This window comes from Bifidobacterium biavatii DSM 23969, from assembly GCF_000741165.1.
Taxonomy (GTDB): Bacteria; Actinomycetota; Actinomycetes; order Actinomycetales; family Bifidobacteriaceae; genus Bifidobacterium; species Bifidobacterium biavatii.
Genome location: NZ_JGYN01000013.1, coordinates 1 through 26,856, shown reverse-complemented (window position 1 = coordinate 26,856; position 26,856 = coordinate 1). Strand labels below are relative to the sequence as shown.

The following is a 26,856-nucleotide window of genomic DNA, read 5'->3' as shown; positions in this document are numbered from 1 at the left end:
GTACGCTGCGACGCGCCGCCCTCGCGTCGGTACATGAGCCTGCTACTCTGCAATGCTCTGTAATTTTCCCGCAGTTTGTTCACGGTTTGACGATCGAGAGGCTGATTTCGCCGAGTGATGAGGTCAGTTTGACGATTGAGAGGCTGCTGCTCGCCGATACTCCGGTCGGAGGCCGATTTGCCGGGACGTTTTTGGCGGTTTTGGGTGGTTTGGATGGCGTGCTATCGAAAGTGCGGTGAGAATGTAGCCTCTCGATCGTCAAACTGACCTGTGCAAGTTCTGGAATCAGCCTCTCGATCGTCAAACTCTCGTCGCGTTGACCATGAGCGAACGGCCTGAGGCCACTTTGAACCGTGTCACTGTTCGGGCAGTCGCTCCCACAAAGGCAGCTTGTGCAGCGCGCGCACGACGTTGCACTGCGCGAGCAGGTCGCCGTCTCCCGCGCACATGGTCGGATACCACATGCGATGGCGGAGTTTGGCCGCCGCACCCGCGTTCGGGCCTCCGCGCAGCAGCGCCGCCTCGCTGCTACCGTACTGGAAGTGCAGGTGGCTGAGCAGACCCTCGTGACCGGCCTGTTCGACCTGATCGGCTTGTTTGGTGTGTTCGGTGCGTTCATCCAGCACGGCCTGTTCGGCCCGTGACGGCATGGGGTCCATCGCGATAAGCACCCGGAACGGGCTGCCTTCCGGCGCGGAGTCGGCGTGGAACACGTAGCACGGCTTGCCCTCGAGGCCACGGTCGATCATGTGGTCGAGCTGGTAGGCGTAGCGCCCGATCACCGTATTTTCGCCGCTGCGCCATTCGAGCGCGAACCCATTGCCGGCGTTCTCGCCGTATTCCAACGGTTCGATATGCCATCCGGCGATCGGCGCGTGACGGTTTTCGCGGCAGGTCGTGCGGCACGCCCACCGCCAGAACCGGCGGATGCTTCCTCCGAAAAACGGCAGCATGAGCGTGAACGCGGACCGGTGCGCGCGCATGGCCGCTTCCGATTCCGTCCACGCGCGTTCGAGTGCGGGTTCACGGCTGTTGATGAGCTGCTCGAAGCTGATCCAGTCGCCGGTCCATTCGGCCGGATTCAACGGCGATTTGCTACTTGCTGCCGAATTGGCCGGCTCGTGTGTCGATGCGGCCGATTCCAAGACGTTCGCCGCTACGCCCGGTTTGACGCGGCTCTCCGATATGTCCGATGCGGATGGTGCCGCCGACGGCGAGGTGACGTCGGCCGTCGCACGCGTCGGTGCAGGAGTGTTGCCGGGGATTGCCGCAGATTCCGTCATGAGTTCTCCTTGTTCGTTGTGGGGCCGTTGCCGTCCAGATCGATGATGCGGTCGCACCACAGCGCGGCGAGCTCCTCGTCGTGCGTGACGACGAGCACGGCCCGCCCTTCGTCCGCGAGCCGCCGCAGCAGCGCACCCACCTGCATCATGTGCGCGCGGTCGAGGCCGCTGGTCGGCTCGTCGAGCACGATCAGCTCCTTGCCGCACATGATCGCCGACGCGATCGCCAGCCGTTGCTTCTGCCCGCCCGACAGGCTCATCGGATGCCGTTCCGCAAACGGCAGCAGGTCGAGCGATTCCAGCACGCGATCGGCTTGTTCGCCGAGGGTCGCGGGGTGCAGTCGCGGCGTTGCCGGGGATGTGGTTGTGCTCGACAGGTCGATTGGCTGTCGGATGGCATCGTTTGCATCGCCGAGCCCGAGCAGCAGTTCTTCTCGCGCGCTGTCGGCGAACAGCTGATAGTTGACGTCTTGCATGACGAGGAATCCAGCGCGGGTGAGCGCGGCCGGTTTCGCCGGCTTGCCGTGCAGCAGCACATGTCCCGCGAGTGGTTTCTGCAGCCCGCACAGCGTGCGCACGAGCGTGCTTTTGCCCGCGCCGTTGCGACCCATGAGTCCGACGATCTCGCCGCCGCGCAACGCAAGATCGGCGACATCGCGCCGGAACGCGTGCCGATAGCCAACGACGAGATTGCGCGTAGTGATGATGGGGGCGTTGTTGCCGATGGATGGTCGTTGTTGCGTTCCCAGCGTGGAAGAATGCCGACTTGCCGAGTCGATGACGGGGCTGGCCGATGCCGCGATCGACGCGTCGAGCGACTTGGCCGATGGCGTCGCGTCGGCTAACTCGACTGATGGTGTTGCGCTGGATTGCGGAACATCGGCCGGTGCGACACCGGTTGCACCGGTTTTCGCCCGCAGCTCCGCACGATACGGCGTGAGATCGAGCGCTCGCAACCCCCATGATTCCAACTGTTGCGGTGGCAGTGCGGAAAACTCGGCGGCCGTGTATTCGCCGGCGATCGTGCCGCCGTCACAACGCACGTACCGGTCGATCAGATCGGCGCACCACGCGAGCCGATGCTCGGCGATCACGACCGTCACGCCGTCGCGTTTGAGCGCGGCGACCATGTCGTGCAGGTCGCGCATGGCGGTCGCGTCGAGGTTGCTGGTCGGCTCGTCCATGACGATGATGCGCGGGTGCAGCATCGTCGCCGCGGCGACCGCGAGCCGCTGCTTTTCGCCGCCGGACAGCTTGAACACGCTGCGGTCGAGCAGATGTCCGATGTTGAATCGTTGCGCGATGTCGTCAACGCGCGCGCGGATGGCCGCCGGCTCCATGCCGATGTTTTCGCACGGAAACGCGAGTTCGCTGGTCGTGTCCGCGTTGAAATACTGCGTTTTCGGATTCTGGAAGACGCTGCCGACGAGCGGCACGAGCGCTTCGATCGGCACGGGTGCAGTCATGTTCGCATTGTTCGCGTCGTCTGCTGTCTCGATGTCGCCGCCCAGTCCGCAGATGGTCTGCGAGCCGGTCAGCGAACCGTGGAAGAAATTCGGGATCAGGCCGTTGATGAGTCGCGTGACCGTGGTTTTGCCACAGCCGGACTGTCCGCACAGCATGACGGTTTCGCTGGGAAGGATGGTGAGATTGACGTGCGACAGTGCGAGTTCGGATGGGACCGCAGATTCCGACATGATTGGGACGGTGCCGGTTGGTGTGGATGCCGTGGGCGGGTTGTCGGGACCCGTGCCGGCGTCGTCATGCGCGTATCGGAACGACGTGTCGGATATCAGGACGATTGGTGCGGACGGCGATGATGCGGCGCGGGATAGGATTTCTCCGCTCGCTTCGCTCGGTCGAAATGACATGGTTGGGGTACCGTTCGGTCGAAATGACATGGTTGGGGTACCGCTTGGTTGAAATGGCGTAGTGGAAGCTTCGCTCGGTCGCGATGACGTCGTGGGGGCTTCGTTCGGCGGGGATGACATGGTGGGGGAGGGTCCGCTCACAGCACGCCTCCGATCGCGAGAGCCAGTGGCGCGGTGCACATGGCCATATACGCCCAGTCGAACCAGTGCATGCGGATGGTGGTCATGCAGGTGTGTTCGCCGGCGATGCCGAGCCCTTTGGTGAGCGCCGCGACGGACAGGTCGCGCGAGACGAACGTCGCGTTCATAAGCAGTGGCACGATGATGAATTCCAATGATTGCACCGGATGCCGCACGAGCGCGAACCGTCCGGCCGCGATGCCGCGCAGGGCCATCGCGTTGCGGATCTGCCGATAATCGTGCGCAATGGTCGGGAAGAAGCGGATCACAACCATGCACGGGATGACGATCGCCTCGGGCACGCGCATGCGCCGCATCGCGCACACGAATTCGCTGATCGAGGTCGTGGTGAACGCGTACGCGCCGGTGATCAGGCACGGCATCATCATGCGGATGCCGACCGACAGCAATCCGGCGACGTGCCCGGCCGTCGCCATTACGGACGTCGCGGACGCCGCAGTCACAGCGACGTTTCCGGCCGCAACGGCCGTGCCGGACGGTCCTGCCGCCGAACCCGTCGCGCCGCCGATTACGCCGATCAGCGATCCGCCAGAACCGCCCGATCCGCCCATCGTCGCCGCGTCGGACCACAGTCCCAGCCCGAGCAGCGCGACGTACAGCACGGTTAGGCGCAGTCCGTTCCGCCACCGTCCGGCCGTGAACAGCGGCAGCAGAAACAGCGCGACCATGATCGCCTCGCCGCGTGTGTCCACGTGGAAGAACAGCAGCAGGTTCGCGAGCAGCAACAGATACAGTTTCGCGCGCGGGTCGAGACGCACGCCGGAGCGCGCCTCGACCCGCGGTGCAGAGCAGGACGCGGCGCGCGAATCGGAATTCATTCCGGCGCGCGAATCAGCGCGGGCGGAGGATGCTGACGACGAATTGGTCATGTGCGACGCCCAATCGTCAAGCCGCTGCAACGAACGCGTACGTTCGCACAGTGCGGCAGCATGCGAACGTACGCGCCGGCCCACCGATCACGTACCGTAATCATCGCAGCCATTTTGGTCATCAGGCGATGCCGGCCTTGACGAAATGCTTCTTGAGGATGCGCTGGCCGAACCAACCGCCGATCAGGCCGCACACGAGGATCGCGGCCATCGCCACGAAGAACGAGCCGACGCTGATCTGCGCGAACAGGTCGTTGATATACGCCGCGCTTTTGCCGCGCGCTTCGAGCGAGGCGACGTACGCGTCCTTCATGAACCACAGTGGCAGGATCGGGCCGGTCAGGCCGTAGCAGAACACGACGTAACCGATAAGGATCGTTAGACGATTCTTGTAGTTGCCGATGCGCGCGATCAGGTCGCCGACGAGTGGAAAGACCACGCTCGCGACGAACGAAAGCGCGAAATGGCCGGAGACGAACAGGAACAGGCCGATCACCACGCCCATGACGGTGATGCCGCCGAACTTGCCGACGCGCGCGACCGAGAGCATGAACACCGGGCCGCAGATGAGCGCGGCGACGGCCGGCAGGAAGATCGTGCCCGCGCCGGCGATGAGCGTGGAGACGAGCGTGGCGACGCACACGCACACGAAGTACAGGGCGGTGAAAATGCCGATCGAGATGAGATCGGGGATGGCGAGGCGGCCGGGCTTGGCGGCGGACGTCGGCTGCGGTGCCGGTTCAGCCGGGGACGGGTTTGCTGCGGGCTGATGCTGGGTCATGTGATCTCCGATGAGGGGTGGAACGGTTTCGGTTTCCGCTCTCGACGGAACGCGCGAAATGGACAAACTCCATTCAATGTATCGGGCATCGGCGCGCGACACAATACCCCCGTTCGCGGCTTGGTGAGATCCCCCGCATCGTGGTGTGCATGGTGTTGGCGTGACATTGAGCCTAGTACTTTGTCGGACTTAATGTGATGGGTGCTGACTACCCCTCAGTCACTACGTGACAGCTCCCCTGACAAGGGGAGCCGAGGAAAAGGAAGCAACAGTTTAAACCCGACAAAGTACTAGTGATGTTGACGTACTAGCGGCGATGTCACGCTACAAGGCCGATTTGCGTGACAATGACCCCGGTTTGATTGACGTACTAGCGGCGATGTCACGCCAATGCTGCGGGAACCGTGGTTCACACTCGCGAAAGAGCCGCCGCGGCGCGGGCCGTGGCTTGTATGCAAGTGGTTTCGTCGCGATCAAGAAAGCCCGGCGGGGTTGGCGCCGGGCTTGCAGAGAAAGAAGAGAAGAGAGAGGAAAGAGGTTAAGTTATATCGGCCTTGCGGCCTGAAATACAGGATAGGACGGTGACCTTCAGCGTTTCCCGCGGTTTTGCTGGGCAAGACGCCCGGTTTTGCTGGGAAAACGCTTGGAATCGCGGATCGGCGCGCTGTGATGCGGCGTGTGCAGGCACATGCGGTTTAACCGTGATGGTGCTTGTGTGCGCGGAACCGCATGATGCGTTCGATGCGTGTCCGATCCGCGACGCGGATGCGCGGAATGGTTCACGCAGCGCCGTTCGACGGCACGCCGATCAGACCGGTCAGGCGATGATGCCCAGTTCCTTGAGCTTCTTCTCGATGTCCGTGGCGGACGGTTCCACCTGGAACGCGCCGTCCGGGTACAGCACGACCGGAATGTGCTTCTGACCGCTGATCTCGACCGCGCGGTCGGCGGCGCCCTCCTCGGATTCGATGTCGTGCCACACGTACTCCGCGCCCAGACGCTGCAGTGCCGCCTTCGCGCGCTTGCAGTCGCCGCACCAGTCCGCGCCGTACATCTCAATGGCCATGATGATTCCTTTCCGTTTGATCCATAATGCGATGCCGGCCATCCGCCCGCGGCCCAATCGGCCGGCCGGACGAACCCCGGCACCCGTTATCACCCACACTACCGTCTCACGATCCCACGGCCCATCCGCCCAACCACGCCATCCGCGAACGTTTATCGACTCTTCTGACTTCTCTGACTTCACGTTTCCCCCATAGACGGCTCAAACTGAGTCCCGGTGGTGGGGTCGTGTATCGGATACGGCCGTTTTGGGGGTGGGAACGGCTCAAACTGAGTCCCGGTGGTGAGGTCGTGCGCCAGATACAGTCTTTTTCGGCATGGGAACGGCTCAAACTGAGTCCACATGATGTAGAACCAGTGTCCCTGCGGCCATGTTGCCGTACCGGCACGGCCGCACCCGCTCCTAGAGTGGATCACATGTCATGCACCACCATTCTCATCGGAAAATCAGCCAGCATCGACGGGTCCACGATCATCGCGCGCGACGACGACTCCGGCTCCGGCCGCTACGATCCCAAGCGCTTCGTCGCCGTCCGGCCGCAGGACCAGTCGCGGCACTACCGCAGCGTGCTCAGCCACGTCGAAATCGACCTGCCCGACGACCCGTGCCGGTACACGATCGTGCCGAACGTGCTCAACAACCGCGGCGTGCTTGCTGAAGCCGGCGCGAACGAACGCAACGTGGCGATGAGCGCGACCGAGACGATCGCCGTCAACGAGCGCGTCGCCGCGGCCGACCCGTTCGTCGAGCTCGTGCCGGCCGCCGGCGATCCGGGTTCGCCCGACTACCAGCCTGAACAGCCGGGCGGCATCGGCGAGGAGGACATCATCACGCTCGTCCTGCCGTACGTCTCGACCGCGCGCGAAGGCGTGCGTCGGCTCGGCGACCTGCTGCAAACGTACGGCACGTACGAGTCGAACGGCGTGATTATCTCCGACACGGACGAAATCTGGTACGTCGAGACGATTGGTGGCCACCATTGGATCGCACGCCGCGTGCCCGACGACTGCTACGCGACGATCCCGAACCAGCTCGGCATCGACCGCTTCGACCTGGCCGACGCGTTCGGCGAACAGCGTGAATACATGTGCAGCGCCGACCTGTGCGAGTTCATGGCACGGCATCGGCTCGACCGGACGATGGGAGCGGGCGCGGCTAGCGCTGCGCCGGATTCGCTGCAGACGGCTCTGACTACCCCTCAGTCACTGCGTGACAGCTCCCCTGACAAGGGGAGCCGAGAAAACCCGACGACCGAAACCGCCGTGCCCGACGTGTTCAACCCGCGCCTCGCATTCGGCACGAGCACGCCGAAGGACCACATCTACAACACGCCGCGCGCCTGGTACATGCAGCGCCGGCTCAACCCGAGCGACGACTGGGATTCGCCCGCCGCCCGCTACACGCCCGAATCCGACGACATCCCGTGGTGCCGCGTGCCCGAAAGCAAGGTGACTATCGAGGATGTTGATTTCCTGCTCTCGTCGCACTTCGAAGGCACGCCGTACGACCCGTACGGCACTACCGGCACCGCCGAATCACGACACCGCTACCGTCCGATCGGCGTGAACCGCACCGGACACATGGTCGCGATCCAGCTGCGCCCGTACGCGCCCGCCGCCAGCCGCGCGGTCATGTGGATCTCGTACGGCTCCGGCCCGTTCACCACGGCCGCGCCGTTCTACGCAAACGTCGACGACACGCCCGCATACCTGCGCGACACGACGCCGGACGTGTCGACCGGCAGCCTGTACTGGACGAACCGGCTGATCGCGGCGCTCGCCGACGCGCACTGGTTCGACACGCGCAACGCGATCGAACGATACGCCGAAAACGTGCGCATCTTCGGACACCGGCTGCTGGGGGAGACCGACGCGGCGCTCGCCAGCGGACGTTTCGACGACGGCATCGACGGCAACGGCGACGGGCGCGCGGACGGCGACGGCAGCCGCGACGGCATGCCCGTGGCCAGCGTGCTCGCCGAGGCGAACGATCGCATGGCCGACTATCTGCAGACGCGCACGACCAAGCTGCTCGGCGAGGTGCTGTACACGTCCAGCAACCTCATGCACAACGGCTTCGCGATGTCCGACCGCTGGGTGTGATTTCACGGTCTCACGGGTGGGTGTGTTCGTGAGGTCCGGGATATGAGTGTGTGGGCATAAACGGTACGCTACGAGGGCCTGAGAGGCCTCTTAACGTACCGTCTATGCCCACGCTCATCTATATGGACGGTTTATGCCCACGCACGGTGGGCCGAAATGTACCGTCTATGCCCACGTCAGGTTCCAGGAGGTTCCATCCGGTCCGGATGCTCGCGATTCCGTAAGTGTTCCTGTACCGTCTATGCCCACACCCGTCCGATCACTGTCCGTCCGATCATTCGCCGAACGATCGGACAGTCCCGTTACCCCTCGATTCGGTACGTCTGATCGTGGAAGTCGCAGGTGACGACTGTGCCGTCCGCGAACACGGACCGCTGCACGAGCGGGTCGCCGCCGACGAAATCGTGCCGCACGAGCTCGCTCATGCCGACGCGCTCGTGCAGCGCGGCCACCGCGTTGCACCGTTCGATGTCGTTCTCGGCCTGCGCGCGCTGCTCCGGGCTCATGTCGCCGTCCACGCCGACGTATGCGGCGTCGCGGATCAGATACGGCGCGCCACCGTTGAGCAGCGCGTACAGCATGTAGTCGTCGCCGCCGGCCACGCGCTCCATCATCCACGGCTCGATCACGCAGTCGTGATAGACGAGGTTGTACAGCGGCACCGGCACGCCCTGTCGCGGCGCGGACGGATCTCGCATCTGGAAGTCGTACGGCGCGTAATGGCAGAACACGAGGCTCGGCACGGCCCAGTCCGATACCTCCTCGGAGCTGGAGAGGATGCCGTGCGAGAGCAGGTATTCGAAGCATTCCGCGCGGCGCTCATAGCAGTCGCGGCGCGTCATGCGGTGCTCGGGATTCGCGCATTCGTCGCCCTCGTTGCAGGTGAACACGTCAAGGTACGCGCAGTCGAGCCTGACGCCGTTCGCGGCGATTTCGGCGAAATTCCGGCGCACGTAGTCGGGCGCGAGTTCGGCGCACAGAAAGGTCTGGTGACCGCCCGCCCAGATCGTCTGCTCGGGGTTCGTGCCGTCGGGCAGACGGACCGCGTTGTTGCGGTCGAACGTGCGCGCGTCGAAGTAGTAGTCGCGGTACTGGTCGTGCGTGCCGAACAGGTCGCCCCGCGCGTGGCACGCGTCGACGAGCGCCTTCATGCCGGCCCAGCCGCCGGCCTCCTCGCACGCGGGCAGATAGTCGGGATGCTGGTTGTCGTAGCCCGGCTCGGCCCAGCCGTCCAGGTGCATGTAGATGCGTCCTGCGCCGAGCTCGTGCAGGGTCGCGAGTTGCTTGGCGCGCGCGGCGAACGATGTCACGTGCAGGTTGTTCTCGGGATGCTCGCGATCGTAGAAGCGCGACTCCGGCTGAACGACGGTTTTGATGCCGACGTGCATCCACGAGCAGCCGATAAGGTTGCGGACGGACGGATTGCGCGCGGCCTTTTCCGCCAACGTGCGCAGTCGGCCGCGTTCGTCGACGTATGCGCGGTACGACTTGGCGACCGACGTGTGGTCGGCGTCGCTCAGGAAACGGTAGCGCACGACGCGGCGGTAGTCCATGCGGCCGAGGCTCGGCTCGAACCACATGCCGATGCACGTGCCGACGAACGTGCCGGCTGCGACGTTGCCGGCCTCGGCCGGCGTCTCGCGTCCGCCGGCGGGATGTTCGATCGCGTAGCCCGCGTTCCACGGTGTCTCGCAGATCGCGATGTACGCGGGCGCGCCGGTCGTCGTGGGTCGGCTGTCATCGTCGCTGATTCGCGCCGATCGCGTTGATTGCGTGTCGCGGCCGTCGTCGCGGCCGTCGCGATCATCATGCGGCTCGTCGTTCCCGTTCTTGCCGCAGTCGGCCTGCGATCCGCGGATCTGCGCGAACCACGGCATGTATCCGCCCGCTGTTTCGAAACGGCCGCCGAACACGATGTCGCCGTGCGCCGAACTGACCGCCGTCGGCCACGTGTTCGGGATCATCACGCCCTGCTGGTGCGTGATCAGCGTGACGTCGCGGTCGGACTCACCGTCGAACGTCATCTCGCCCGGCCACGTCAGCCGCGTCACGGACAAGCCGGTCTCGTCGAGCGGCATCCACTCGCAGATCACGTCACCGGACGCGCGCTCGACCCACACGTACGTCGCAAACGCGAAATCGGGCGCATCGCCGAATCCGCGGAACGTGCTGAACACGCCGACACCGGTGCCCGTCTCGCGCAATTCGTGCGTGATCGACGCGGCGTCTGCGAACGCGAACGTGCGTATACGGTCGTTGGGATTGGACTGGTCGGAATCGGCCGATGTGGTGTGTCCGGGAACGACCGTGGCTGCATCCGCGGGACGACCGGCAACATGGCAATCGAATGATGGCATGAACCCGTCACGCCACGTCCAGTCCGCGCCGTCGCGGCGGAAGGCGAAGCGCAGCGTTTTCTCGTCGAAGCGAACGTCGGTTCCCGAACAGGTGAATTGCATGGCCGTCCTCCCTGAAGGCTTGGTGTGCGGGGTAATTTGTCTACATCTTAGACAAATTACCCCGCTGAGAGGGCTCTTGGCGAAGCGATCCTCCGAAGGTCTGTCGGGTTTGCTCCGCTGAGAGGGTTTAGCGTGGCAAACCGGCTGGATCTTCGGAGGATTGCTTCGCTGAGCAGGCTGCCATCGGGTTGGTTTTCCGAAGGCCTATCAGGTTTGCTCCGCTGAGAGGATTTGACGTGGCAAACCGGCCGGATCTTCGGTGAATTGCTTCGTTGGGTGGGCTGTCAGCGGGGTGGTTTTCCGAAGGTCTGTCGGGTTTGCCGCGCTGACGAGTTGCGGCGAGGTGAATCGGATGGTTTTTCGGTGAATTGCCTCACTGAGTGGCCTTTTGGCGGGGCAATTCGCCGAAGGTCTATCCGGCTCGCTTCGCGCAACGGACGATAGACGGCGCGCGAAGCCGCGTGTCATGCCGCGGTAACGGATCGATACAGGATAGATTGCGGATCAGTTGAAGCCGACGACGCGTTCGGCGATGGCGTAGCGTGGCGGATGATCCAGCGGCCGGCCGAACCGGGCAGGTTGAGCGCGCGCGACATGGCCTTGCGGCGCACGTCGCGGCCGATCGCCGGCGAATGCGCGGCGATGTCGGCCCACAGCCGGTCCTTCTTGCGATAGTTCTCCGGATCGCGCGAGAGGATCAGGAACACCGACGTCACGGAGCTTTCGATCGCCAGGAAGTGGATCATGTACTTGTACAGCCCGTCCGGCACGGTGCCCGGCTCGGGCGTCGCCTCGACCATGCGGTGGTTGACGAGGATGAGCTGCTCGACGCGGCGGATCATCACGTCGGTCTGCACCGACTGGCCCTCGCGGCCGATGAAGTAGTGGTAGAACGGCATGTCGAGGTACAGCATCGTGCGCACCTTGGTGAACGGCTGGTATGCGTAGATGAAGTCGACGTAGAACGTGTGCTCGGGCAGCACCATGCCGGATTCGCGCACGACCGCCGTGCGGAACGTGAGCGCGTGCATGAGGATGTATTCGGCGAGACCGAAGTGCCCCAGATCGTCCCACGTGAGGATTTCGCCCGGCCGCATGGCGTGACGGAAGTTCACCGTGTGCTTGCGCCGCTTGCCGACTTTGTCGTAGACGTAGTTCGTGACGACCATGTCGACCGGCCGGTCGGACGCGCACTGCTCGCGCAGCGTCGCCATCATCGTGTCGATCGACTGCGGGTCGATCCAGTCGTCCGCGTCGACGACCTTGACGTACGTGCCGCGCGCGTTCGCGATGCCCGTGTTGACCGCGCCGCCGTGACCCTTGTTTGGCTGGTGGATGGCGCGTACGCGGCCCGGCCAGCGACGCTCGTACGTGTCGGCGAGCTGCGGCGTGGAGTCGTGCGAGCCGTCGTCGACGATGAGCACTTCGATGTCGCCGTTGTCGCGCGCCTGCAGCAGCGAGGATACGCAGCGTTCGAGATACTCCTCCATGTTGTATGCGGGCACGATGAAGGTCAGTGTGGTCGCGTTCTGGTTCATGGTCTCCCTCGGGATTGTCCCTCGCCGCCGGTTTGTTGCTCATCCCAAGCTAGCACCAGCGTCTTATCTGACGCTAGGCTTCGGCCGGATCCGCACGTTCCGTGGCGTGAACGGCCGAGTCTGCTTCGTCCGCCGTGTCCGTTGCGGGATGATTATGCGCCCGCTTGCCCTCGAACCGCAGCGCCGGCTTGGAATCGAGTCGCGACAGGCCGTGCCACGCGAGATCGACGATATATGCGGCGAGCTGCTCCTTGCTGACCTTCGGTCGGTCGGCCCAGTACTGGCCGGTGAAGACGATCATGCCGACGAGCATCTGCGCGTAGTACGGCACGCCTTTGACCGACAGTTTCTGCCGTTTGAACGAGGCCGTGAGCAGGTCCTCGACCTGCAGCGAGATGTCGCCGAGCAGCGAGCTGAACGATCCGGCCGGATCGGTGCTCGGCGAGTCGCGCACGAGCACTTGGAATCCGTCCGCGTTCTGTTCGATGTACGTGAGCAGTGCGAGCGCCGCGCGTTCGACGATCTGCCGCGGATGCATGTCCGGATCGGTGAGCGTGGCCGTGATCGTACTGGTTAGCGTCTGCATTTCGCGATCGACGATCACTGCGTACAGGCCCTCCTTGCCGCCGAAATGCTCGTAGACGATCGGCTTGCTCACTTTCGCGCTTGCGGCGATCTCCTCCACGCTCACCGCCTCGAACCCCTTGGCGGCGAACAGCGCGCGCCCGACCTGGATGAGCTGTTCGCGGCGCTGGAGTGATGTCATACGTGAAGTATTGGCCATGCGCTCCAGTGTAGTTGCGCGCCCGCCGTGGCCGAATCGGGCGATTGGCGGGAACGGCTCGGACCGGGGAGTGGTTCGGCAGTTTTTCGTATTTTGGTGTGTATGGGTGGGTTCGGTGAAGTGTGGCTCTGTGGTATCGGTATCGTCCGCACTGTTCGTGCGTCCGATGCTGTGTTGTCGTGAGATTGCGCAAGAGCACAATCTCAGCATCGCGCTGCGCGCGATGAAACGGTATTGCGCTCTCGCGCAATCCAGCATTCCCAGCAGCAGCCATCGCTGCCGCGCCCCGAATGGTTGTAACGCCGGTGATGCTGGCGGTAGCTCTTGGCCCCCTCGGCTGAGGGGGCTGCCACGCGCAGCGTGACTGGGGGAGCGTCTGCGGCGCTACGCGCCGCCAACAACACAGCATCGCGCGACAGCGCGATTCCGATACAACAGGCACGCGTGCCATACACACCAAAATACGGAGAGCCGGCTTGGTGCTGGTCTGATTGCGGTGCGCGATGGTTTGTTCGGATGCCGGTTTGGGAGGGATTGCGCTGGTTTTCGGCTGTCCGTTGCGGTTTTTAGGCTGGGAGCATGGATACCAATATGATCATCGGCATTGTGGCCGTCGTGGCTGTCGTTGTCGTGGCGCTGATTGCATGGGGAGTGGTCAAGAGCCGTTCCGCCAAGCAGTCCGCCGCCGCGGAGGAAGCCCGTCGGGCCCAGCAGGCCGCCGAAGCGAAGGCCGCGGCCGAACGTGCCGCAGCCGCCAAGGCTCAGGCCGCGAAGACCGAAAGCAAGCAGGCCGAAGAGGCTGGTGCGAAACCCGTTGCGAGCCCCTCCGCCAAGAAGCCCGAGCCGGAACCGACCGCCGAATCCGCGGCTCCGTCCGCTCCGTCTAAGCCGTCCACGCCGGCCGTCGCCAAGCCCGCATCGGAACAGCCGGAACAACCGGAACCGGCCGAACAGACCGCGCCCGCCGAATCCGCGAAGCCCGCCGCCGAGCAGCCCGCTCCGGCCCCCGCCCCGGCTCCGGCCGAACCCGCCAAACCCAAGGCTGAAAAGCCCGAATCGACGCTTTCGCGCATCCAGCGGCTCAAGGCAAAGCTTGCGAACAGCTCCAACCCGTTCGGCAAGGCCCTGTTCAATATCCTCGCCAAGGACAACCTCACCGAGGCCGACTGGGAGGACGTCGAGGACACGCTCCTGCTCGCCGACGTCGGTGCCGAAGCCAGCGAACAGCTCGTTGACGACCTGCGCAAGGACGCCCGCATCACCGGCAAGGCCGATCCGGCCGACGTCCGCGCCAGCTTGCGCGAGAAACTGCTCGACCTTGTCGGACGCGACACGGACCGCCGCCTCAACGTGAACAAGCCGGGCGCGAACAAGCCGTCCGTCATCATCATGGTCGGCGTCAACGGTACAGGCAAGACGACCACGGCAGGCAAGCTCGCGCGACTGTTCGTCGCCGACGGCAAGCAGGTCGTCATGGGCGCGGCCGACACGTTCCGCGCCGCCGCCGCGGACCAGCTCGAAACGTGGAGCGCGAAGGTGAACGTGCCCGTCGTGCGCTCCGACAAGGACGGCGCCGACCCGGCGTCCGTCGCGTTCGAAGCGAGCGCCAAGGCCAAGGAAGCCAACGCCGACGTGCTCATCATCGACACAGCCGGACGTCTGCAGAACAAGGCGAACCTGATGGACGAGCTGGGCAAGATCCGGCGCGTGACCGAAAAGAACCTGCCGGTCGACGAAGTGCTGCTCGTGCTCGACGCGACCACCGGCCAGAACGGCATGACCCAGGCCAAGGTGTTCGCCGAGGCGATCGGCATCACCGGCGTGGTGCTGAGCAAGCTCGACGGTTCGGCCAAGGGCGGCATCGTGATCTCCGTGCAGAAGGAGCTCGGCGTGCCGGTCAAGCTCGTCGGGCTCGGCGAAGGCCCCGACGACCTCGCGCCGTTCGACCCGGAAGGCTTCGTCGACGGCATTCTCGCCTGACCGCGTTCCGGCCACATCCTGAAACGTCCGCTCCCTCAGTCGGGGGCGGACGTTTTTTCGTGTCAAACCGCGGTGCGGCGCCGATTCGCCGAATCGCGCGCGCCGACGCCCGCCCGCTGCGTTTTACATGCGCGTAACCTCCCGTAACCTACAGAAAACGCGGCGGGCGTTCCATACCGTTGTGTTAGCCCCCGCCACGGGGGACGGCAATAACGAGACAATCCGACCGGTTCGGGCAACGGGCCGGCGGACAAGACGAAAGAAAAGAGAGGGAGGTTGGCATGGACACCGGAAATGCTGCATGGATGTTGACATCCGCGTCCTTGGTTTTCCTCATGACGCCGGGTGTGGCGTTCTTCTACGGCGGCATGGTTCGCGCCAAGGCCGTTCTGAACATGCTCATGCTGGAGGCGGCCGCGCTGTCGGTCACCGCGATCATCTGGACCCTGTGGGGCTGGTCGATCGCCTACGCCGGCACGTCGATCGGCGGCATCTTCGGTGATCCCGCCACCGGCTTCCTGCTCAAGGATTCGATGGTTGCTACGGACGGCGTGTTCGGCGCGGCCAACACGTCCGGCAACTATCCGGGCAGCATCGACGTCGCGTTCCAGACGACGTTCGCGATGATCACCGTCGGCTTGATCTGCGGCTCCATCGCCGAGCGCGTCAAGTACAGCACGTGGATGATCTTCGTCGCCCTGTGGATTACGTTCGACTACGCGCCGATGGCGCACATGGTCTGGAACCACGGTCTGCTCTCCGGTGACGGCGCGATCTCGCAGGCCATTGGTGCGGCCGCGCACGACTTCGCAGGCGGCACCGTCGTGCACATCAACGCGGCAGTCGCGGCGCTCATCATCGTGCTCATCATCGGCAAGCGCAAGGGCTTCGGCACGCAGCCGATCCGCCCGCACAACGTCCCGTTCGTCATGCTCGGCGCGTTCCTGCTGTGGTTCGGCTGGTTCGGCTTCAACGCCGGCTCCGCGTTCGGTGCGAACGGCACCGCCGGCTACGCGTGGGTCTCCACCACCGCCGCGGCTGCGGCCGCCATGCTCTCCTGGGGCTTCACGGAGAAGATCCGCACCGGCCACTACACCGCCATCGGCGCGGCCTCCGGCATGGTCGCCGGCCTCGTCGGCATCACCCCGGCCGCCGATGTCGTCTCCCCGCTGTGGGCCATCGTGCTCGGCGCGATCGTCGGCATCCTGACCTGCCTCGCCTGTGGTCTCAAGTTCAAGCTCGGCTACGACGACTCGCTCGACGTGGTCGGCGTGCACGGCGTCGGCGGTCTGACCGGCACCGTCCTCATCGGCTTCTTCGGCGAAGGCACCGGCCTGCTGGCCGGCGGCGATTGGAAGCAGCTCGTCGTGCAGATCATCATCGCGCTCGTCGCGATCCTGTACTCCGGCGTGATCACCGCGATCATCGCCTTCGCGCTCGAGAAGACCGTCGGCTGGCGCGTCACCGAAGCCCAGGAGGTCGGTGGAATCGACCTCGCCGATCAGGGCGAACGCGCGTACGATTTTGCTGGAACCGCCAGCTCTGTTCTCAAGGAGGTGAGGTGAGATGAAGCTCATCACCGCTATCATCCAGCCCCATAAGCTCGACGACGTCAAGGAGGCGCTCGCCGCCGCAGGCGTGCACGGCCTGACCGTCTCGGAAGCCAACGGATACGGCCGTCAGCGCGGCCATACCGAGGTCTACCGCGGTGCCGAATACACCGTGGACCTGATCCCGAAGATCCGCATCGAAGTGCTTTCCGACGATGCCGACGCGGACACGCTCGTGGGCGTGATCGTCAAGTCCGCCGGCTCCGGCACCATCGGCGACGGCAAGGTCTGGGTCGCTCCGCTTGACTCCGTGACCCGCGTGCGCACCGGCGAAACCGGATCCGCCGCGATCTGATCAAATCGGCCCGGGTCGCCGGTTACGGCTCGGGTTATCAATAAGACAGGTCCCTGCACGCGCCTTGCGCCGTGCGGGGATTTTTCATACTTCTTGTCATTTCGACCGAGCGTAGCGAGCGGAGCAATCTCTTGTCGCAAAACGCATTAAAGGATTCTTCAACTCGGCTGATACCTCGCTCGACATGACGCATCATGTGCGAACATGCGCACTGGAAAGGATCGATATGTCGGCGGTCGACAAACTCAAAGCGCGGTTCATGGCGATGAGCCAGCCCGATCCGGACGGCATCTACCGCGACGGTGCGGCCAAACGCAAGGCGCGCACCGATCTGGCGATGGACTGCCTGACCAGACTGTGGGCCGAAGCGGTCGACGCGGTCCCGTTCGACGTGCCGGCCAAGGGCGTCGGCCTCGCTGCGGTCGGCTCGCTCGCCCGCGGCCAGATCGGCCCCAGCTCCGACCTTGACCTCGTCATCATCTACGAATCGCACGCGCTCAACGACCGCCAGCTCAACGACCTCGCCAACAAGCTCTGGTATCCGCTGTGGGATTCCGGACTCGACCTCGACCACTCCGTGCGCACGCGCCAACAGTGCGAATCCGTCACCGACAAGGACCTGCCGGCCGCCATGGGCTGGCTCGACGTGCGCCCGATCGCCGGCGACACGCAGCTCATCGCCGACACGGCCGCGTCCATACTCGAACGCTGGCGCAAGGCCGCGCGCAAACGCCTGCCCGAACTACTCGACTCCGCGCAGAAACGACTCGACGAATTCGGCCGCCTGCCCTACCTCAACCAGCCCGACATCAAGGAAACGCGCGGCGGCCTGCGCGACTCCGTGCTCGTCTCCGCGCTCGCCGCGTCGTGGTTGGCCGACCGCCCGCACGGTGCGTATGACGACGCGGTCGAAGCGCTGCTCGACGTGCGTGACTGCATCCATCTGGCCGCGAACAAGGACACGAACCTGCTGCTCACGCCGTATCAGGCGAAGGTTGCGGCGATGCTCGGCTTCGCCGACCCGACCCTGCCCGAAGGAGAACGTGAGGCGCGCTCCATCGACGATCTGCAGACAAGGCTTGCGCGGCTCGGCCGACAGATCGCGTTTGCGCTCGACTCGACCGCCTCGCGCGCGCAGCATTCGATCACGCACGAAAAACCGCGGTTTTCGTTCTTCCAGATGATGAACCCGCGAGCCGGCGGCAAGCGCGAAGCCCCGAAATTCGACGTGCTTGCGCCCGGCATCGTCTCGCACGAGGGCGAAGTGGTGCTGGCTCCCGGCGTCGACCCGGCGCGCGACGCGGCCCTGCCGTTGCGCGCGGCCGTCGCGTCGGCGGAATCGAAGCTGCCGATCAACCCGGCCACGCTGGCCAACATGCGTCACGCGCCGATTCGCGACTCGGTGTGGAGCGGGGAGACGCGCGACCTGTTCGTGCGGCTGCTCGCCAGCGGGTCCGAACTCATGCGCGTGTGGGATGAAATCGATTTTGTGGACATCCCCGGCCGCTGGATGCCTGAATGGCTCGGCATCCGCAACCGTCCGAGCGCGTCCGCCGCGCACCGCTACACTATCGACCGGCACAGCGTCGAGGTCGTCTCGCGGCTGGAACGGGTGTCGGCCGCGTCGGGCCGGCAGTACGACGAGGCGCATTATGCGGCGCTGCTGCTGGCCGGCCTGCTACACGACATCGGCAAGCGCCCGTTCGTGACCGACCATGCGGCGGAGGGTGCGAAGCACGTGCCGGTGATCCTGCGGCGCATGGGCTACGCGCCGGACATCGTGGAATGGGCGACGCTGCTCGTGCGCGAGCATCTGACCTTGTCGGAGTTCGCCACCGGGCGCGACCCGAATGATCCGGCGACTGGCGCGGAACTGGCCGCGCGTGTGAACGGCGACCGCGCGCTGCTCGACATGCTCTATGATCTGACGCGCGCCGACGGTTCTTCGCTCGGCGCCACGGCCGGCGAGCAGCTCACCAAGCAGTACGGCTGGTCGCGGTGGCGCGAAGCGGTCGTTCGCGGCGTGTACGCGGCCGCGCGTTCGGCCATGATTGAGTGATGATTGAGCGGCGGTTGATCGGTGATCGAGCGGTGTCTGCGGCGCGGTGATCGAACGTTTTGCCCGAGCGGTGATTGAACGATGACTGCGGCGCGGATCAACGCATCCAGCGGTCGGTGCGGACGCGCAGGCCATTGGCTAGGCCGCGTCCGCCCATGAGCACGAGGTTGAACAACGTCCACAGAGCGACCGTGCGGGCAAGATCGTTCGGCAGAACCGGTGTGACCGTGGCCGCGTCGGCCAGCGCGAGAACCAGCAGGATGTACGCCGCGGCGGTGGCCGTGCAGGTCGCGGCCAGATACCGGTAGTCGCGCGCGCCGATCAGGATGCCGTCGATCGCCATCATCCAGCCTTGGAGCGGGAAGAACACACCCATCGTCACCATGCCGGCGGCCACGAGCAGCTGCACGGCCGGCGTGGGGGAGAAGACGTGGCCGGCGAATAGGCCGATTATCGTGAACGCGACTCCGATCAGCGCGCCGACAGTTAATCCCGCGTGTCCGGTCGCCGCGGTCAGCCGACGAGCCTGTGCGCGCCCCGTGCCCCCGCCCGCGCCGAGCGCCGTCGCCACGAGTGCCTGTCCGGCGATGCCCACGGAGTCGAGCATGTTCATTGCGAAGTTCCAGCACGAATTCACCGCCTGAAACCCGGCCAGCACGGACGTGCCCATGCGGGCCGCGCACGCCACGGTCGCCACCATCGCCGCGCGGATCGCCAACGTGCGCACGAACAGCGGCAGTCCGTCGCCGCCCGCCGCCGCAATGCCTTCCAGTCGGGGTCGCAGGCTCGCACCGTCCGCCTTCGCCCACAGCATCGCTGGAACCGTGAGGAAAAGTCCCATATACCATTGCGCGATCAGCGTCGCCGCGCCGGATCCCGTGATGCCCCAGCCGAGCACGATCACGAACAGCACTTCGAGCACGGTGTTGAGCACGGCCCCGCTCACCGCGGCGATCAGCGTGATGCGCACCTTCTGCAATCCGCGGAAAATGCCGTTCGTTGCGTAGACGAGCAGCATGCCGGGCGCGCCGAGCACGATCGCGCGCGTGTATGCGACGGCCTGATCGAGCACGTCGCCGCGCCCGCCGAGCGCCCGGCACAGCGGTTCCGCGCCGGCGAACAGGCCGACGCCCAGCACGACGCCGATGCCGAGCGCCAGCCACAGTCCGTCGATGCCGGCCTGCAAACCTTCGCGCCGGCGGCCCGCGCCCAACAGGTGCGCGACCTGCGCGGTAGTGGAATACGCGAGGAAGATGCACAGGCCGACCGCGGTGAGGATGATCGTCGAGCCGATCGACAGTCCGGCCAGTGCCGCGTCGCCGATGTGCCCGACGATGGCTGTGTCGATGAGGACGAACGTCGGTTCGGCGATGAGCTGGCCGAACGTGGGCAGCGCGAGCGCGAGGATGCGCCGGTTGACGGTGGCGTCCGCCGCGATGCCTGAGGTGGATGCGAGCGCGGCCGTTGCGTTTTCGTCCGTGCCGGCGACGTCCGCGGCGTGGTCGTCGGCGTGGTTGTCCTGATTCGTGTGCGTGCTCATGATGTCCTACCGTACTCGGGCCGTCGGCTGGATTTGGCTCGTGGTCTTGCCTGATTGGCCGGATGGGCGCAGGGTGCGTGACGGATACGTGCGCGGATGACCGGAGTCGGGAGAGCGTGTCGAGGGTGCTCGCATAGTGCAGGCGATTGCGGCAAATCGCACATGGACGATGTGCGGTTTACGGCGTGACGGCGAGTGGCCATGACTTATATCACAGCGAGGTCGTGCGTGCAAATCGCGGTCTCACGCACGCTCGGTCGTCCACACGTTGTCCCCAACTTATCCCCAAGTTATGCACAGAGTTATCCCCAATATGTGGATAACTTGGTGGATTACCCACCGAATTATCCCCGAAATGTGGATAACTCGATTTCAGTTATCCACATCGCAGCAATCCGAGCGTGTCGTGCCCGCGTCGGCAAGGTGAACGCAGGGTGACATATGTGCGGTAATGTTCGTCGCTACGTTGCGGGTCGCATCGGCGTGGGCGCGAGCGTTGCGCAGTCGTTGCGCAGGCGGCGAGGTCGGGATCCTGTTCACGAGCAATTCACTCGATTCGGCGCGCGGTTTGGCCTGAGCTGGTGCGTCGCGCCGGGTGCGGTGGCATGATTGAGACGGGCCATAGGAAAGGACCTGAGATGAGTGACGGCAAGGATGTTGAGTACTACCACGGCGTGTACGGATACGTTGAGGATCCGACCGGCAACAAGCTGCTGGTGATCGTGCGCAAGGACGGCCCGTACGCCGGCAAATACGATCTGCCGGGCGGCGGGCAGCTGCCGGGCGAGAACCGCGACGAGACGCTGAAGCGCGCGATCGCTGAGCAGACCGGCGCGCAGCTGCTGTACGGCGACGAATACCTGATCACCCGCGTGGGCGAAACGGAGCCGGTTGCGGAGGGCGATGCGGCGGAGGCCAAGGACGGTCTGGCCGCGGAGTCGGACGCCTGCGTGCGCAAGCTGGTGCACACTTGCGAGATTGCGCGCTGCGTGGTGGACGTGCCCGACGAGAAGTCCATGTACGAGGGTGACGCCGACTATCGCTACGTCGCGAAGATCGCGATGAACGAGCGTAACGCCTCGCCGCTCGTGCTCATCGCGCTTGAGCACTTCAACGCCGTCGACCCGGACATCGCGGAAAAGTATCGCTGATTCGGTCGTTCGACTGAGCCGGCGTTTCCCGCCAATTCCGCATTGCGGATGAGTGGACGTGAGTAATAGTCAGATTGACCATATGTAGGTATAGCGTAACGGTAACGTCCGGAAAGGGGCGGCGCAACACCTGCAACACCGTTGCGCGCCTCTGTTTGGACCGCGCGGCGGACGGCGACGCTACAAGCGTTCGCCAGCCCGCCTGCGCCACGAAAGCTTGACCCGGGCAAACCTGCGACGCGCACCTGCGCCGCGTGCCCGGAGGGAAAGAACAGAGAGGCACCGTTATGAACGATCTGATGAACGGCGTGAAGAACGCCGTCGACCCCAAGCGCGTCGCGCGCGAACTGCTGGACTTCAAGCCCGGCGAATTCACTTTGATCGGCGTGATGCTGCTCGCGCAGATCATCTCCTTCATCTTCGCAGGCTCCTACACCGCCGCCGACTGGATCGGCCTCGTTTCCGGCATCTGCATCGTCTTCAACCTCATCCTCGTCGACCGCGGCCGCCTGACCAACTACCTGTGGGGCTTCCTCGGCTGCGCGACCTGGCTGTGGGTCGCCGTCATGAACCACCTCGTCGGCGACATCTTCTCGCAGATCTTCTACGTGATCATGCAGTTCGTCGGCGTGTACGTCTGGCAGCGCCAGCTCGACCGCCAGCAGGCCGCCGGCTCCGACTCGTCCGCCGTCGGCTCCGCTGAGGTCAAGGCTCGCAACATCACTTGGTGGCAGGGCCTGCTCGCCGCCGTCTTCACCGTCGCCGTCTACCTGATCGTCGTGTTCACCTCGCACGCGACCGGCGGCGTGCAGATCTGGCTCGACGGCACGCTGCTGCCGCTTGGTATCATCGGCCAGGTGCTCATGACGTACGGCTACCGTTCGCAGTGGATCGCATGGCTGCTGCTCGACGTCATCAAGGTCGTCATCTGGTGGAACCAGCTCGCCGCTGGCGGCCCGGGCGCGATGTCCATGTTCGTGCTGCAGGTCGTCATGCTCGTCAACGGCTTCTACGGCACGTGGGTCTGGTTCCACAAGGACAGCGTCTCCGCCGCGGCCGAGAAGGCCGAGCAGCTCGGCGCCCAGTCCGCGCGCACGGCCGCCGCGCAGGCCTGAGGAAAGCCGTCCCGCCATGCCCAGCTGCAACCTGTCCACCGCGCCGCTCGCCGGCTCGCATTTTGCTGTTCTCGTCAGCCGCTTCAGCCCGCTGCACGTCGGCCTTGAACAGCGTATTTACGATCTCGCCTCGCACTATGACGGCGTGATCCTCGTACTCGCCTCGCGCCCCGACCCGGCCGACGGCATCGGCCTCGACTCGCTCACCGGCCTGAGCGCGCGCAACCGGTACCGTTATCTGCGCGAAGCGTTCAACGACGATCCTGCGATCAGCCCGAAGAAACTCATCTGGTCCGACGAAGCCGCAACGGTCGACGCGCCCGCGTGGATCAAGCGGCTGCAGGATGTCGCGCTGTCCGCACTGGCCGATCCGTCCGCGGCTCGCGAGATCACCGTCGTGACCGATATCACCGCGGTCGACCGCACGCTGCGCAACGTGTGGCCGGCGGCCGAAACTGCATCGTCGGCATCGTCGTCACCCGCGGCGGCCGCGGCAGTCGACGGGCAAACGCAAGCCGTGTCGTCCGAACGCGTCCGCTGGAGCGTCGGCGATTTCGTCGCCGGCTCCGACGACCTGCAGCGCACGATCTGCGACGATCCGCACAATCGCAAGTACTGGCCGGTCATCAATCACACGTTCCGCCGCGAATTCACGACCGTCGTGCTCGTCGTCGGCAGCGCGTCCGTCGGCAAAACGACCATGGTCACGCGACTGTCGAAGCTGTTCGACGCGCCGATCGCCGTCGAATACGCGCGCGAGTTCGAAGAGGCGCGCAACGTGGACGACGACGAGCTGACCGCGTTCGACTATCAGCGGCTCATTCTGAGCAAATTCGCGCAGAACGAGCAGGCGCTCGCCTCGGACGCGAACCACGGCATCGTCTTCCTCGACACCGACGCAATGGTGACCAAGACGTACGTGAAGCGCTACCTGCCGCCGGAGGAGGCCGCGCGGCTCGACTCGACGTTCGACATGGTGATTCGGCAGGAACGGCCCGACCTGGTGCTCGTGATCCCGCCGGTTACCGAGTACGTGGACGACGGGTTCCGCGCGATGCAGTGGGCGTCCGACCGGTACAAGTTCCATGAAACGCTCATGGACGTGCTGAACGAGTCGCCATACGCGGACCGGGTGGTCCTGCTGGACGACAGGACCTTCGCCGAGCGCGACGCGCACGCGATCCGCGTGATCGGGGAGCGCACCGGGTTCACGCCGAGGAATTGAGTTGGGGGACTCGGTTCCCGGGATTGCTCACTCAACAATCCCGGGAACTGGGCCTGTGCTGTTTTCCATGCGGAAACCTATCCGTTGCATCCGCGCCAGTACTCGTACCATACCCTCTCCGATGTCACGCAAAAAGTGTCCGTAGAGTGACATCGGAGAGAGCATGAGCCGCGTAGTGGGGAAAATGTCACGCAACGGAGGGGATTGGCGTGACATTCTCCCCACTACGCGCGAAAAGACCTCGGCGAGGTAACGCATCCGGCCCGAGCGGGGGGGGGGGCGGGTTCTCTGCAAGGTAACGCAGCATGGGGTGCCGGGGGCAATCTATACTCGGGGACTATGGCAGAAGGAACCAACTGGGAAGACAGCCGCCCCGAATCGTCGGACAACGGCGGTGCAGGCGCGCCCGTGCGCGACGCGTTGTTCGACCGCGTGCCGCCGCACGACGACGACGCGGAAATGGCCGTGCTCGGCGGCATGCTGATGAGCAAGGACGCCATCGGCGAAGTGTCGCAGATGATCGACGAAGCCGACTTTTACCAGCCGAAGCATCAGACGATCTACGACGCGATCATCACGCTGTTCTCCGCGTCGCAGCCGGTCGACGTGGTGCTCGTCGCGAACAAGCTGCTCGCCGACGGTGATCTCGACAAGGTCGGCGGCGCGGACTATCTGCACAGTCTCGTCGCGTCCGTGCCGACCGCCGCGAATGCCACGTACTACGCGGAAATCGTGCATCAGCGCGCGATTCTGCGCAACGTGATCGCGGCGGGCACCAAGATCGCGCAGCTCGGCTATTCGGCGGAGGGATCGCAGGCCGAGGACGTCGTCAATCTCGCGCAGGCCGAAGTGTACGAGATGAGCGTCGGCAAGGTGCGTCAGGACTACACGGCGATCGGCCCGGTCGTGCACGACGCGCTCGACCAGCTCGACAAGCTGCAGCAGGGACTCGTCAACAAGGGCGTGCCGACCGGCTTCCGCGACATCGACGACGTGACGCAGGGCCTGCAGCCCGGCCAGATGATCGTCGTCGCAGGACGCCCGGCCATGGGCAAGTCGACGCTCGGCATCGACTTCGCGCGCGCGGCCGCGCTGCACCACGGGCTCACGTCGATCGTGTTTAGCTTGGAGATGAGCAAGGTCGAGCTCGCGCAGCGCATCATTTCGGCAGAAACGAACATTCCGCTCGTCGCGCTGCGCCGCGCCGACGACGACAACCTGACGCCGGAACGCTGGACGACGCTCAACAACTTCTGGGACAAGATGCGCAACGCGCCGCTGTTCATCGACGACTCGCCGAACATGAGCCTGATGGAGATCCGCGCGAAATGTCGCCGGCTCAAGCAGACCAATGATCTAAAGCTCGTCGTGATCGACTACCTGCAGCTCATGACGTCCGGCAAGCACGTCGAAAGCCGCCAGCAGGAGGTCTCCGAATTCTCGCGTGCGCTCAAGCTGCTCGCCAAAGAGCTCGAAGTGCCGGTCGTGGCGCTCTCGCAGCTGAACCGCGGCCCGGAAATGCGCAACGACAAGAAGCCGCAGCTGTCGGATCTGCGTGAATCCGGCTCGATCGAGCAGGACGCCGACGTGGTGTTCCTCGTGCACCGACCGGACTTCTACGACAAGGAGGACCGGCCGGGCGAGGCCGACATCATCATGGCCAAGCATCGCAACGGTCCGACCGAAACGTTCCATCTGGCGTTCCTGGGCGCCACGTCCAAGTTCAAGGACATGCCGCAGGACTACAACGCGAATCAGGGGGTGTGATATGGCCGGCAACAAGACCGACATGACCAGCGGGGCCGCCAACGGGGGCAACGGCGGAGCCGACAGCATGGCCAACAGGACGTGGAATTCGTTCGCGACGCCCGCGATCGGCAAGCTCGTGCGCGCGGCGGCCCGCGTCACCAAGCACGGCGGATCGGCGTTCCCCGGCAAGATCGTCGAACAGATCGACCCGGGATTCCTCGCGCGAACGCTCGCACAACTGCCGCTCGGCGTGGTGCTCGTCTCTGGCACGAACGGCAAGACCACGACCACGCGCATGGTCGCGTCCATGCTGTCCGACCTGGGATTGCGCGTGTTCACCAATCCGACCGGATCGAACTTCACGCGCGGTGTCGTCTCCGCGCTGCTGCAAACGGTGTCGCTCGGCGGCCGGCTCGACGCGGACATCGCCGTGCTCGAACTGGACGAGGCGTACGCCGTGCACTTCGTGCGGCAGGTGCGTCCCCGCTATGCGCTGCTGCTCAACGTGATGCGCGACCAGCTCGACCGGTTCGGCGAAATCGACAACACCGCGCGGCTGCTCGGCCACGTGGCCGCGGCGACGACCGGCACGGTGGTCTTGAACCGCGAGGATCCGCGCATCGCGCGACTGGCCGAGCTCGTGCATCAGCCGGGTGCTTCCGTTCGGTATTTCGGCTTGGGCGACGATCTGCGCTCGTTCTTCCCGTCCGACGACGACATGGCGACGACCGTGGCCGTGGAAGGGGCTGCTGACGGTGCTGCGAGCGGTGCTGCGGCAGACGTCGAGGACGATGCTGCGAACAGTGTCCCGGCGGACGCCGGCGCCGTGCACGATGCCGGAACGACGGGGGAGCCCGGTGCTTCTCGGCCCCCCCTGACGAGGGGGCTGTCGGCGCAGCCGACTGGGGGAGAGGCAGGTGGTTCCGGCCCCGAAAACAGCGCTCCGGATCGTTCGTTCACACCCAATGATGGAACTGGCACTTCTGGCATTTCCGGCGAGCGGCGGCTCCCCGCCGACGTGACACTCACCCGCGTGGGCGATCACGAGGCCGACTTCCTGTTTGCCGGCGAATCGGCACCGCGCTCCACTACGGTCAGGCTCGAAGGCGTGTACAACCTGTACAACGCGGCCGCCGCGCTCGCCGTCGTGCGCGCGGTGCAGGCCGACGCGTCCGCCC

The 26,856-nt window shown here is 65.1% G+C and carries 18 protein-coding genes and 1 pseudogene; 10 read left to right on the top strand and 9 right to left on the bottom strand.

What is annotated here, in order from left to right:
* Positions 1–356 precede the first annotated feature (356 nt).
* The 5 genes from BBIA_RS05425 to BBIA_RS05405 all read right to left on the bottom strand — a co-directional run bounded on the left by BBIA_RS05425 (position 357) and on the right by BBIA_RS05405 (position 6,071).
* Complete coding sequence (locus BBIA_RS05425; RefSeq protein WP_238548450.1) at positions 357–1,283, bottom strand: hypothetical protein; 927 nt, start codon at positions 1,281–1,283, stop codon at positions 357–359.
* Complete coding sequence (locus tag BBIA_RS14850; protein ID WP_051923820.1) at positions 1,280–3,154, bottom strand: ABC transporter ATP-binding protein; 1,875 nt, start codon at positions 3,152–3,154, stop codon at positions 1,280–1,282. Before BBIA_RS14850 ends, BBIA_RS05425 begins: the two co-directional genes overlap by 4 nt.
* A 137-nt stretch (positions 3,155–3,291) precedes the next feature.
* Positions 3,292–4,224 (bottom strand): energy-coupling factor transporter transmembrane component T family protein, encoded by a 933-nt coding sequence (locus BBIA_RS05415; protein WP_081892068.1) that lies wholly within the window; start codon positions 4,222–4,224, stop codon positions 3,292–3,294.
* Positions 4,225–4,345: 121 nt separating this feature from the next.
* Positions 4,346–5,005, bottom strand: coding sequence for an MptD family putative ECF transporter S component (locus BBIA_RS05410; RefSeq protein ID WP_033494393.1), 660 nt, complete (start codon positions 5,003–5,005; stop codon positions 4,346–4,348).
* 817 nt (positions 5,006–5,822) lie between these two features.
* Complete coding sequence (locus tag BBIA_RS05405; protein WP_033494394.1) at positions 5,823–6,071, bottom strand: mycoredoxin; 249 nt, start codon at positions 6,069–6,071, stop codon at positions 5,823–5,825.
* A gap of 26 nt (positions 6,072–6,097) precedes the next feature.
* On the opposite strand from BBIA_RS05405, the gene BBIA_RS05400 reads away from it, so the two are divergent.
* Positions 6,098–8,173 carry a C69 family dipeptidase gene (locus BBIA_RS05400; RefSeq protein WP_420796684.1) on the top strand — a complete coding sequence of 692 codons (2,076 nt, stop codon included), beginning with the start codon at positions 6,098–6,100 and terminating at the stop codon, positions 8,171–8,173.
* A 302-nt stretch (positions 8,174–8,475) separates the two neighbouring features.
* Here BBIA_RS05400 and BBIA_RS05395 read toward each other — a convergent pair whose 3' ends face one another.
* The 3 genes and pseudogenes from BBIA_RS05395 to BBIA_RS05385 form a co-directional block, all read right to left on the bottom strand.
* Positions 8,476–10,632 carry a DUF5696 domain-containing protein gene (locus tag BBIA_RS05395; protein WP_033494396.1) on the bottom strand — a complete coding sequence of 719 codons (2,157 nt, stop codon included), beginning with the start codon at positions 10,630–10,632 and terminating at the stop codon, positions 8,476–8,478.
* A gap of 504 nt (positions 10,633–11,136) precedes the next feature.
* Positions 11,137–12,170, bottom strand: a pseudogene (locus BBIA_RS05390) (glycosyltransferase family 2 protein).
* Positions 12,171–12,243: 73 nt separating this feature from the next.
* Positions 12,244–12,936 carry a TetR/AcrR family transcriptional regulator gene (locus BBIA_RS05385; protein WP_081892066.1) on the bottom strand — a complete coding sequence of 231 codons (693 nt, stop codon included), beginning with the start codon at positions 12,934–12,936 and terminating at the stop codon, positions 12,244–12,246.
* Between the two features lie 597 nt (positions 12,937–13,533).
* On the opposite strand from BBIA_RS05385, the gene ftsY reads away from it, so the two are divergent.
* From ftsY to BBIA_RS05365, 4 genes are all read left to right on the top strand, one after another.
* Positions 13,534–14,934: a signal recognition particle-docking protein FtsY gene (gene ftsY / locus BBIA_RS05380; RefSeq protein ID WP_033494398.1), complete on the top strand. Its 1,401-nt coding sequence runs from the start codon at positions 13,534–13,536 to the stop codon at positions 14,932–14,934.
* 281 nt (positions 14,935–15,215) lie between these two features.
* Positions 15,216–16,499, top strand: a complete 1,284-nt coding sequence (locus BBIA_RS05375) for an ammonium transporter (RefSeq protein ID WP_033494399.1) — start codon at positions 15,216–15,218, stop codon at positions 16,497–16,499.
* Between the two features lies 1 nt (position 16,500).
* The gene (locus tag BBIA_RS05370; protein WP_033494400.1) at positions 16,501–16,839 is read left to right on the top strand and encodes a P-II family nitrogen regulator; all 339 of its coding nucleotides are present in this window, start codon (positions 16,501–16,503) and stop codon (positions 16,837–16,839) included.
* Positions 16,840–17,065: 226 nt separating this feature from the next.
* A complete protein-coding gene (locus BBIA_RS05365; protein WP_033494401.1) occupies positions 17,066–18,898 on the top strand; it encodes a [protein-PII] uridylyltransferase family protein in 1,833 nt (610 codons plus the stop codon).
* 97 nt (positions 18,899–18,995) lie between these two features.
* Here BBIA_RS05365 and BBIA_RS05360 read toward each other — a convergent pair whose 3' ends face one another.
* The gene (locus BBIA_RS05360; RefSeq protein ID WP_051923819.1) at positions 18,996–20,438 is read right to left on the bottom strand and encodes an MATE family efflux transporter; all 1,443 of its coding nucleotides are present in this window, start codon (positions 20,436–20,438) and stop codon (positions 18,996–18,998) included.
* Positions 20,439–21,076: 638 nt separating this feature from the next.
* Here BBIA_RS05360 and BBIA_RS13290 point away from each other — a divergent pair.
* The 5 genes from BBIA_RS13290 to BBIA_RS14845 all read left to right on the top strand — a co-directional run.
* On the top strand, positions 21,077–21,589 hold the full coding sequence (locus tag BBIA_RS13290) for an NUDIX hydrolase (protein WP_051923818.1): 513 nt from the start codon (positions 21,077–21,079) through the stop codon (positions 21,587–21,589).
* 287 nt (positions 21,590–21,876) lie between these two features.
* The gene (gene pnuC, locus BBIA_RS05350) at positions 21,877–22,704 is read left to right on the top strand and encodes a nicotinamide riboside transporter PnuC (RefSeq protein WP_238548449.1); all 828 of its coding nucleotides are present in this window, start codon (positions 21,877–21,879) and stop codon (positions 22,702–22,704) included.
* 16 nt (positions 22,705–22,720) lie between these two features.
* Positions 22,721–23,929 (top strand): AAA family ATPase, encoded by a 1,209-nt coding sequence (locus BBIA_RS13285; RefSeq protein WP_051923817.1) that lies wholly within the window; start codon positions 22,721–22,723, stop codon positions 23,927–23,929.
* A gap of 339 nt (positions 23,930–24,268) precedes the next feature.
* A complete protein-coding gene (gene dnaB, locus BBIA_RS05340; RefSeq protein WP_033494439.1) occupies positions 24,269–25,696 on the top strand; it encodes a replicative DNA helicase in 1,428 nt (475 codons plus the stop codon).
* 22 nt (positions 25,697–25,718) lie between these two features.
* Positions 25,719–26,856 (top strand): Mur ligase family protein (locus BBIA_RS14845; RefSeq protein WP_274518577.1); only part of this gene is annotated, 1,138 nt, incomplete at its 3' end.

Bases quoted from the DNA above. Each gene is read 5' to 3' on its own strand.
- BBIA_RS05425 (WP_238548450.1), bottom strand. From the start codon at position 1,283: ATGACGGAATCTGCGGCAATCCCCGGCAACACTCCTGCACCGACGCGT.
- BBIA_RS14850 (WP_051923820.1), bottom strand. From the start codon at position 3,154: ATGTCATTTCGACCGAGCGAAGCGAGCGGAGAAATCCTATCCCGCGCC.
- BBIA_RS05415 (WP_081892068.1), bottom strand. From the start codon at position 4,224: ATGACCAATTCGTCGTCAGCATCCTCCGCCCGCGCTGATTCGCGCGCC.
- BBIA_RS05410 (WP_033494393.1), bottom strand. From the start codon at position 5,005: ATGACCCAGCATCAGCCCGCAGCAAACCCGTCCCCGGCTGAACCGGCA.
- BBIA_RS05405 (WP_033494394.1), bottom strand. From the start codon at position 6,071: ATGGCCATTGAGATGTACGGCGCGGACTGGTGCGGCGACTGCAAGCGC.
- BBIA_RS05400 (WP_420796684.1), top strand. From the start codon at position 6,098: ATGCGATGCCGGCCATCCGCCCGCGGCCCAATCGGCCGGCCGGACGAA.
- BBIA_RS05395 (WP_033494396.1), bottom strand. From the start codon at position 10,632: ATGCAATTCACCTGTTCGGGAACCGACGTTCGCTTCGACGAGAAAACG.
- BBIA_RS05385 (WP_081892066.1), bottom strand. From the start codon at position 12,936: ATGACATCACTCCAGCGCCGCGAACAGCTCATCCAGGTCGGGCGCGCG.
- ftsY (WP_033494398.1), top strand. From the start codon at position 13,534: ATGGATACCAATATGATCATCGGCATTGTGGCCGTCGTGGCTGTCGTT.
- BBIA_RS05375 (WP_033494399.1), top strand. From the start codon at position 15,216: ATGGACACCGGAAATGCTGCATGGATGTTGACATCCGCGTCCTTGGTT.
- BBIA_RS05370 (WP_033494400.1), top strand. From the start codon at position 16,501: ATGAAGCTCATCACCGCTATCATCCAGCCCCATAAGCTCGACGACGTC.
- BBIA_RS05365 (WP_033494401.1), top strand. From the start codon at position 17,066: ATGTCGGCGGTCGACAAACTCAAAGCGCGGTTCATGGCGATGAGCCAG.
- BBIA_RS05360 (WP_051923819.1), bottom strand. From the start codon at position 20,438: ATGAGCACGCACACGAATCAGGACAACCACGCCGACGACCACGCCGCG.
- BBIA_RS13290 (WP_051923818.1), top strand. From the start codon at position 21,077: ATGAGTGACGGCAAGGATGTTGAGTACTACCACGGCGTGTACGGATAC.
- pnuC (WP_238548449.1), top strand. From the start codon at position 21,877: ATGAACGATCTGATGAACGGCGTGAAGAACGCCGTCGACCCCAAGCGC.
- BBIA_RS13285 (WP_051923817.1), top strand. From the start codon at position 22,721: ATGCCCAGCTGCAACCTGTCCACCGCGCCGCTCGCCGGCTCGCATTTT.
- dnaB (WP_033494439.1), top strand. From the start codon at position 24,269: ATGGCAGAAGGAACCAACTGGGAAGACAGCCGCCCCGAATCGTCGGAC.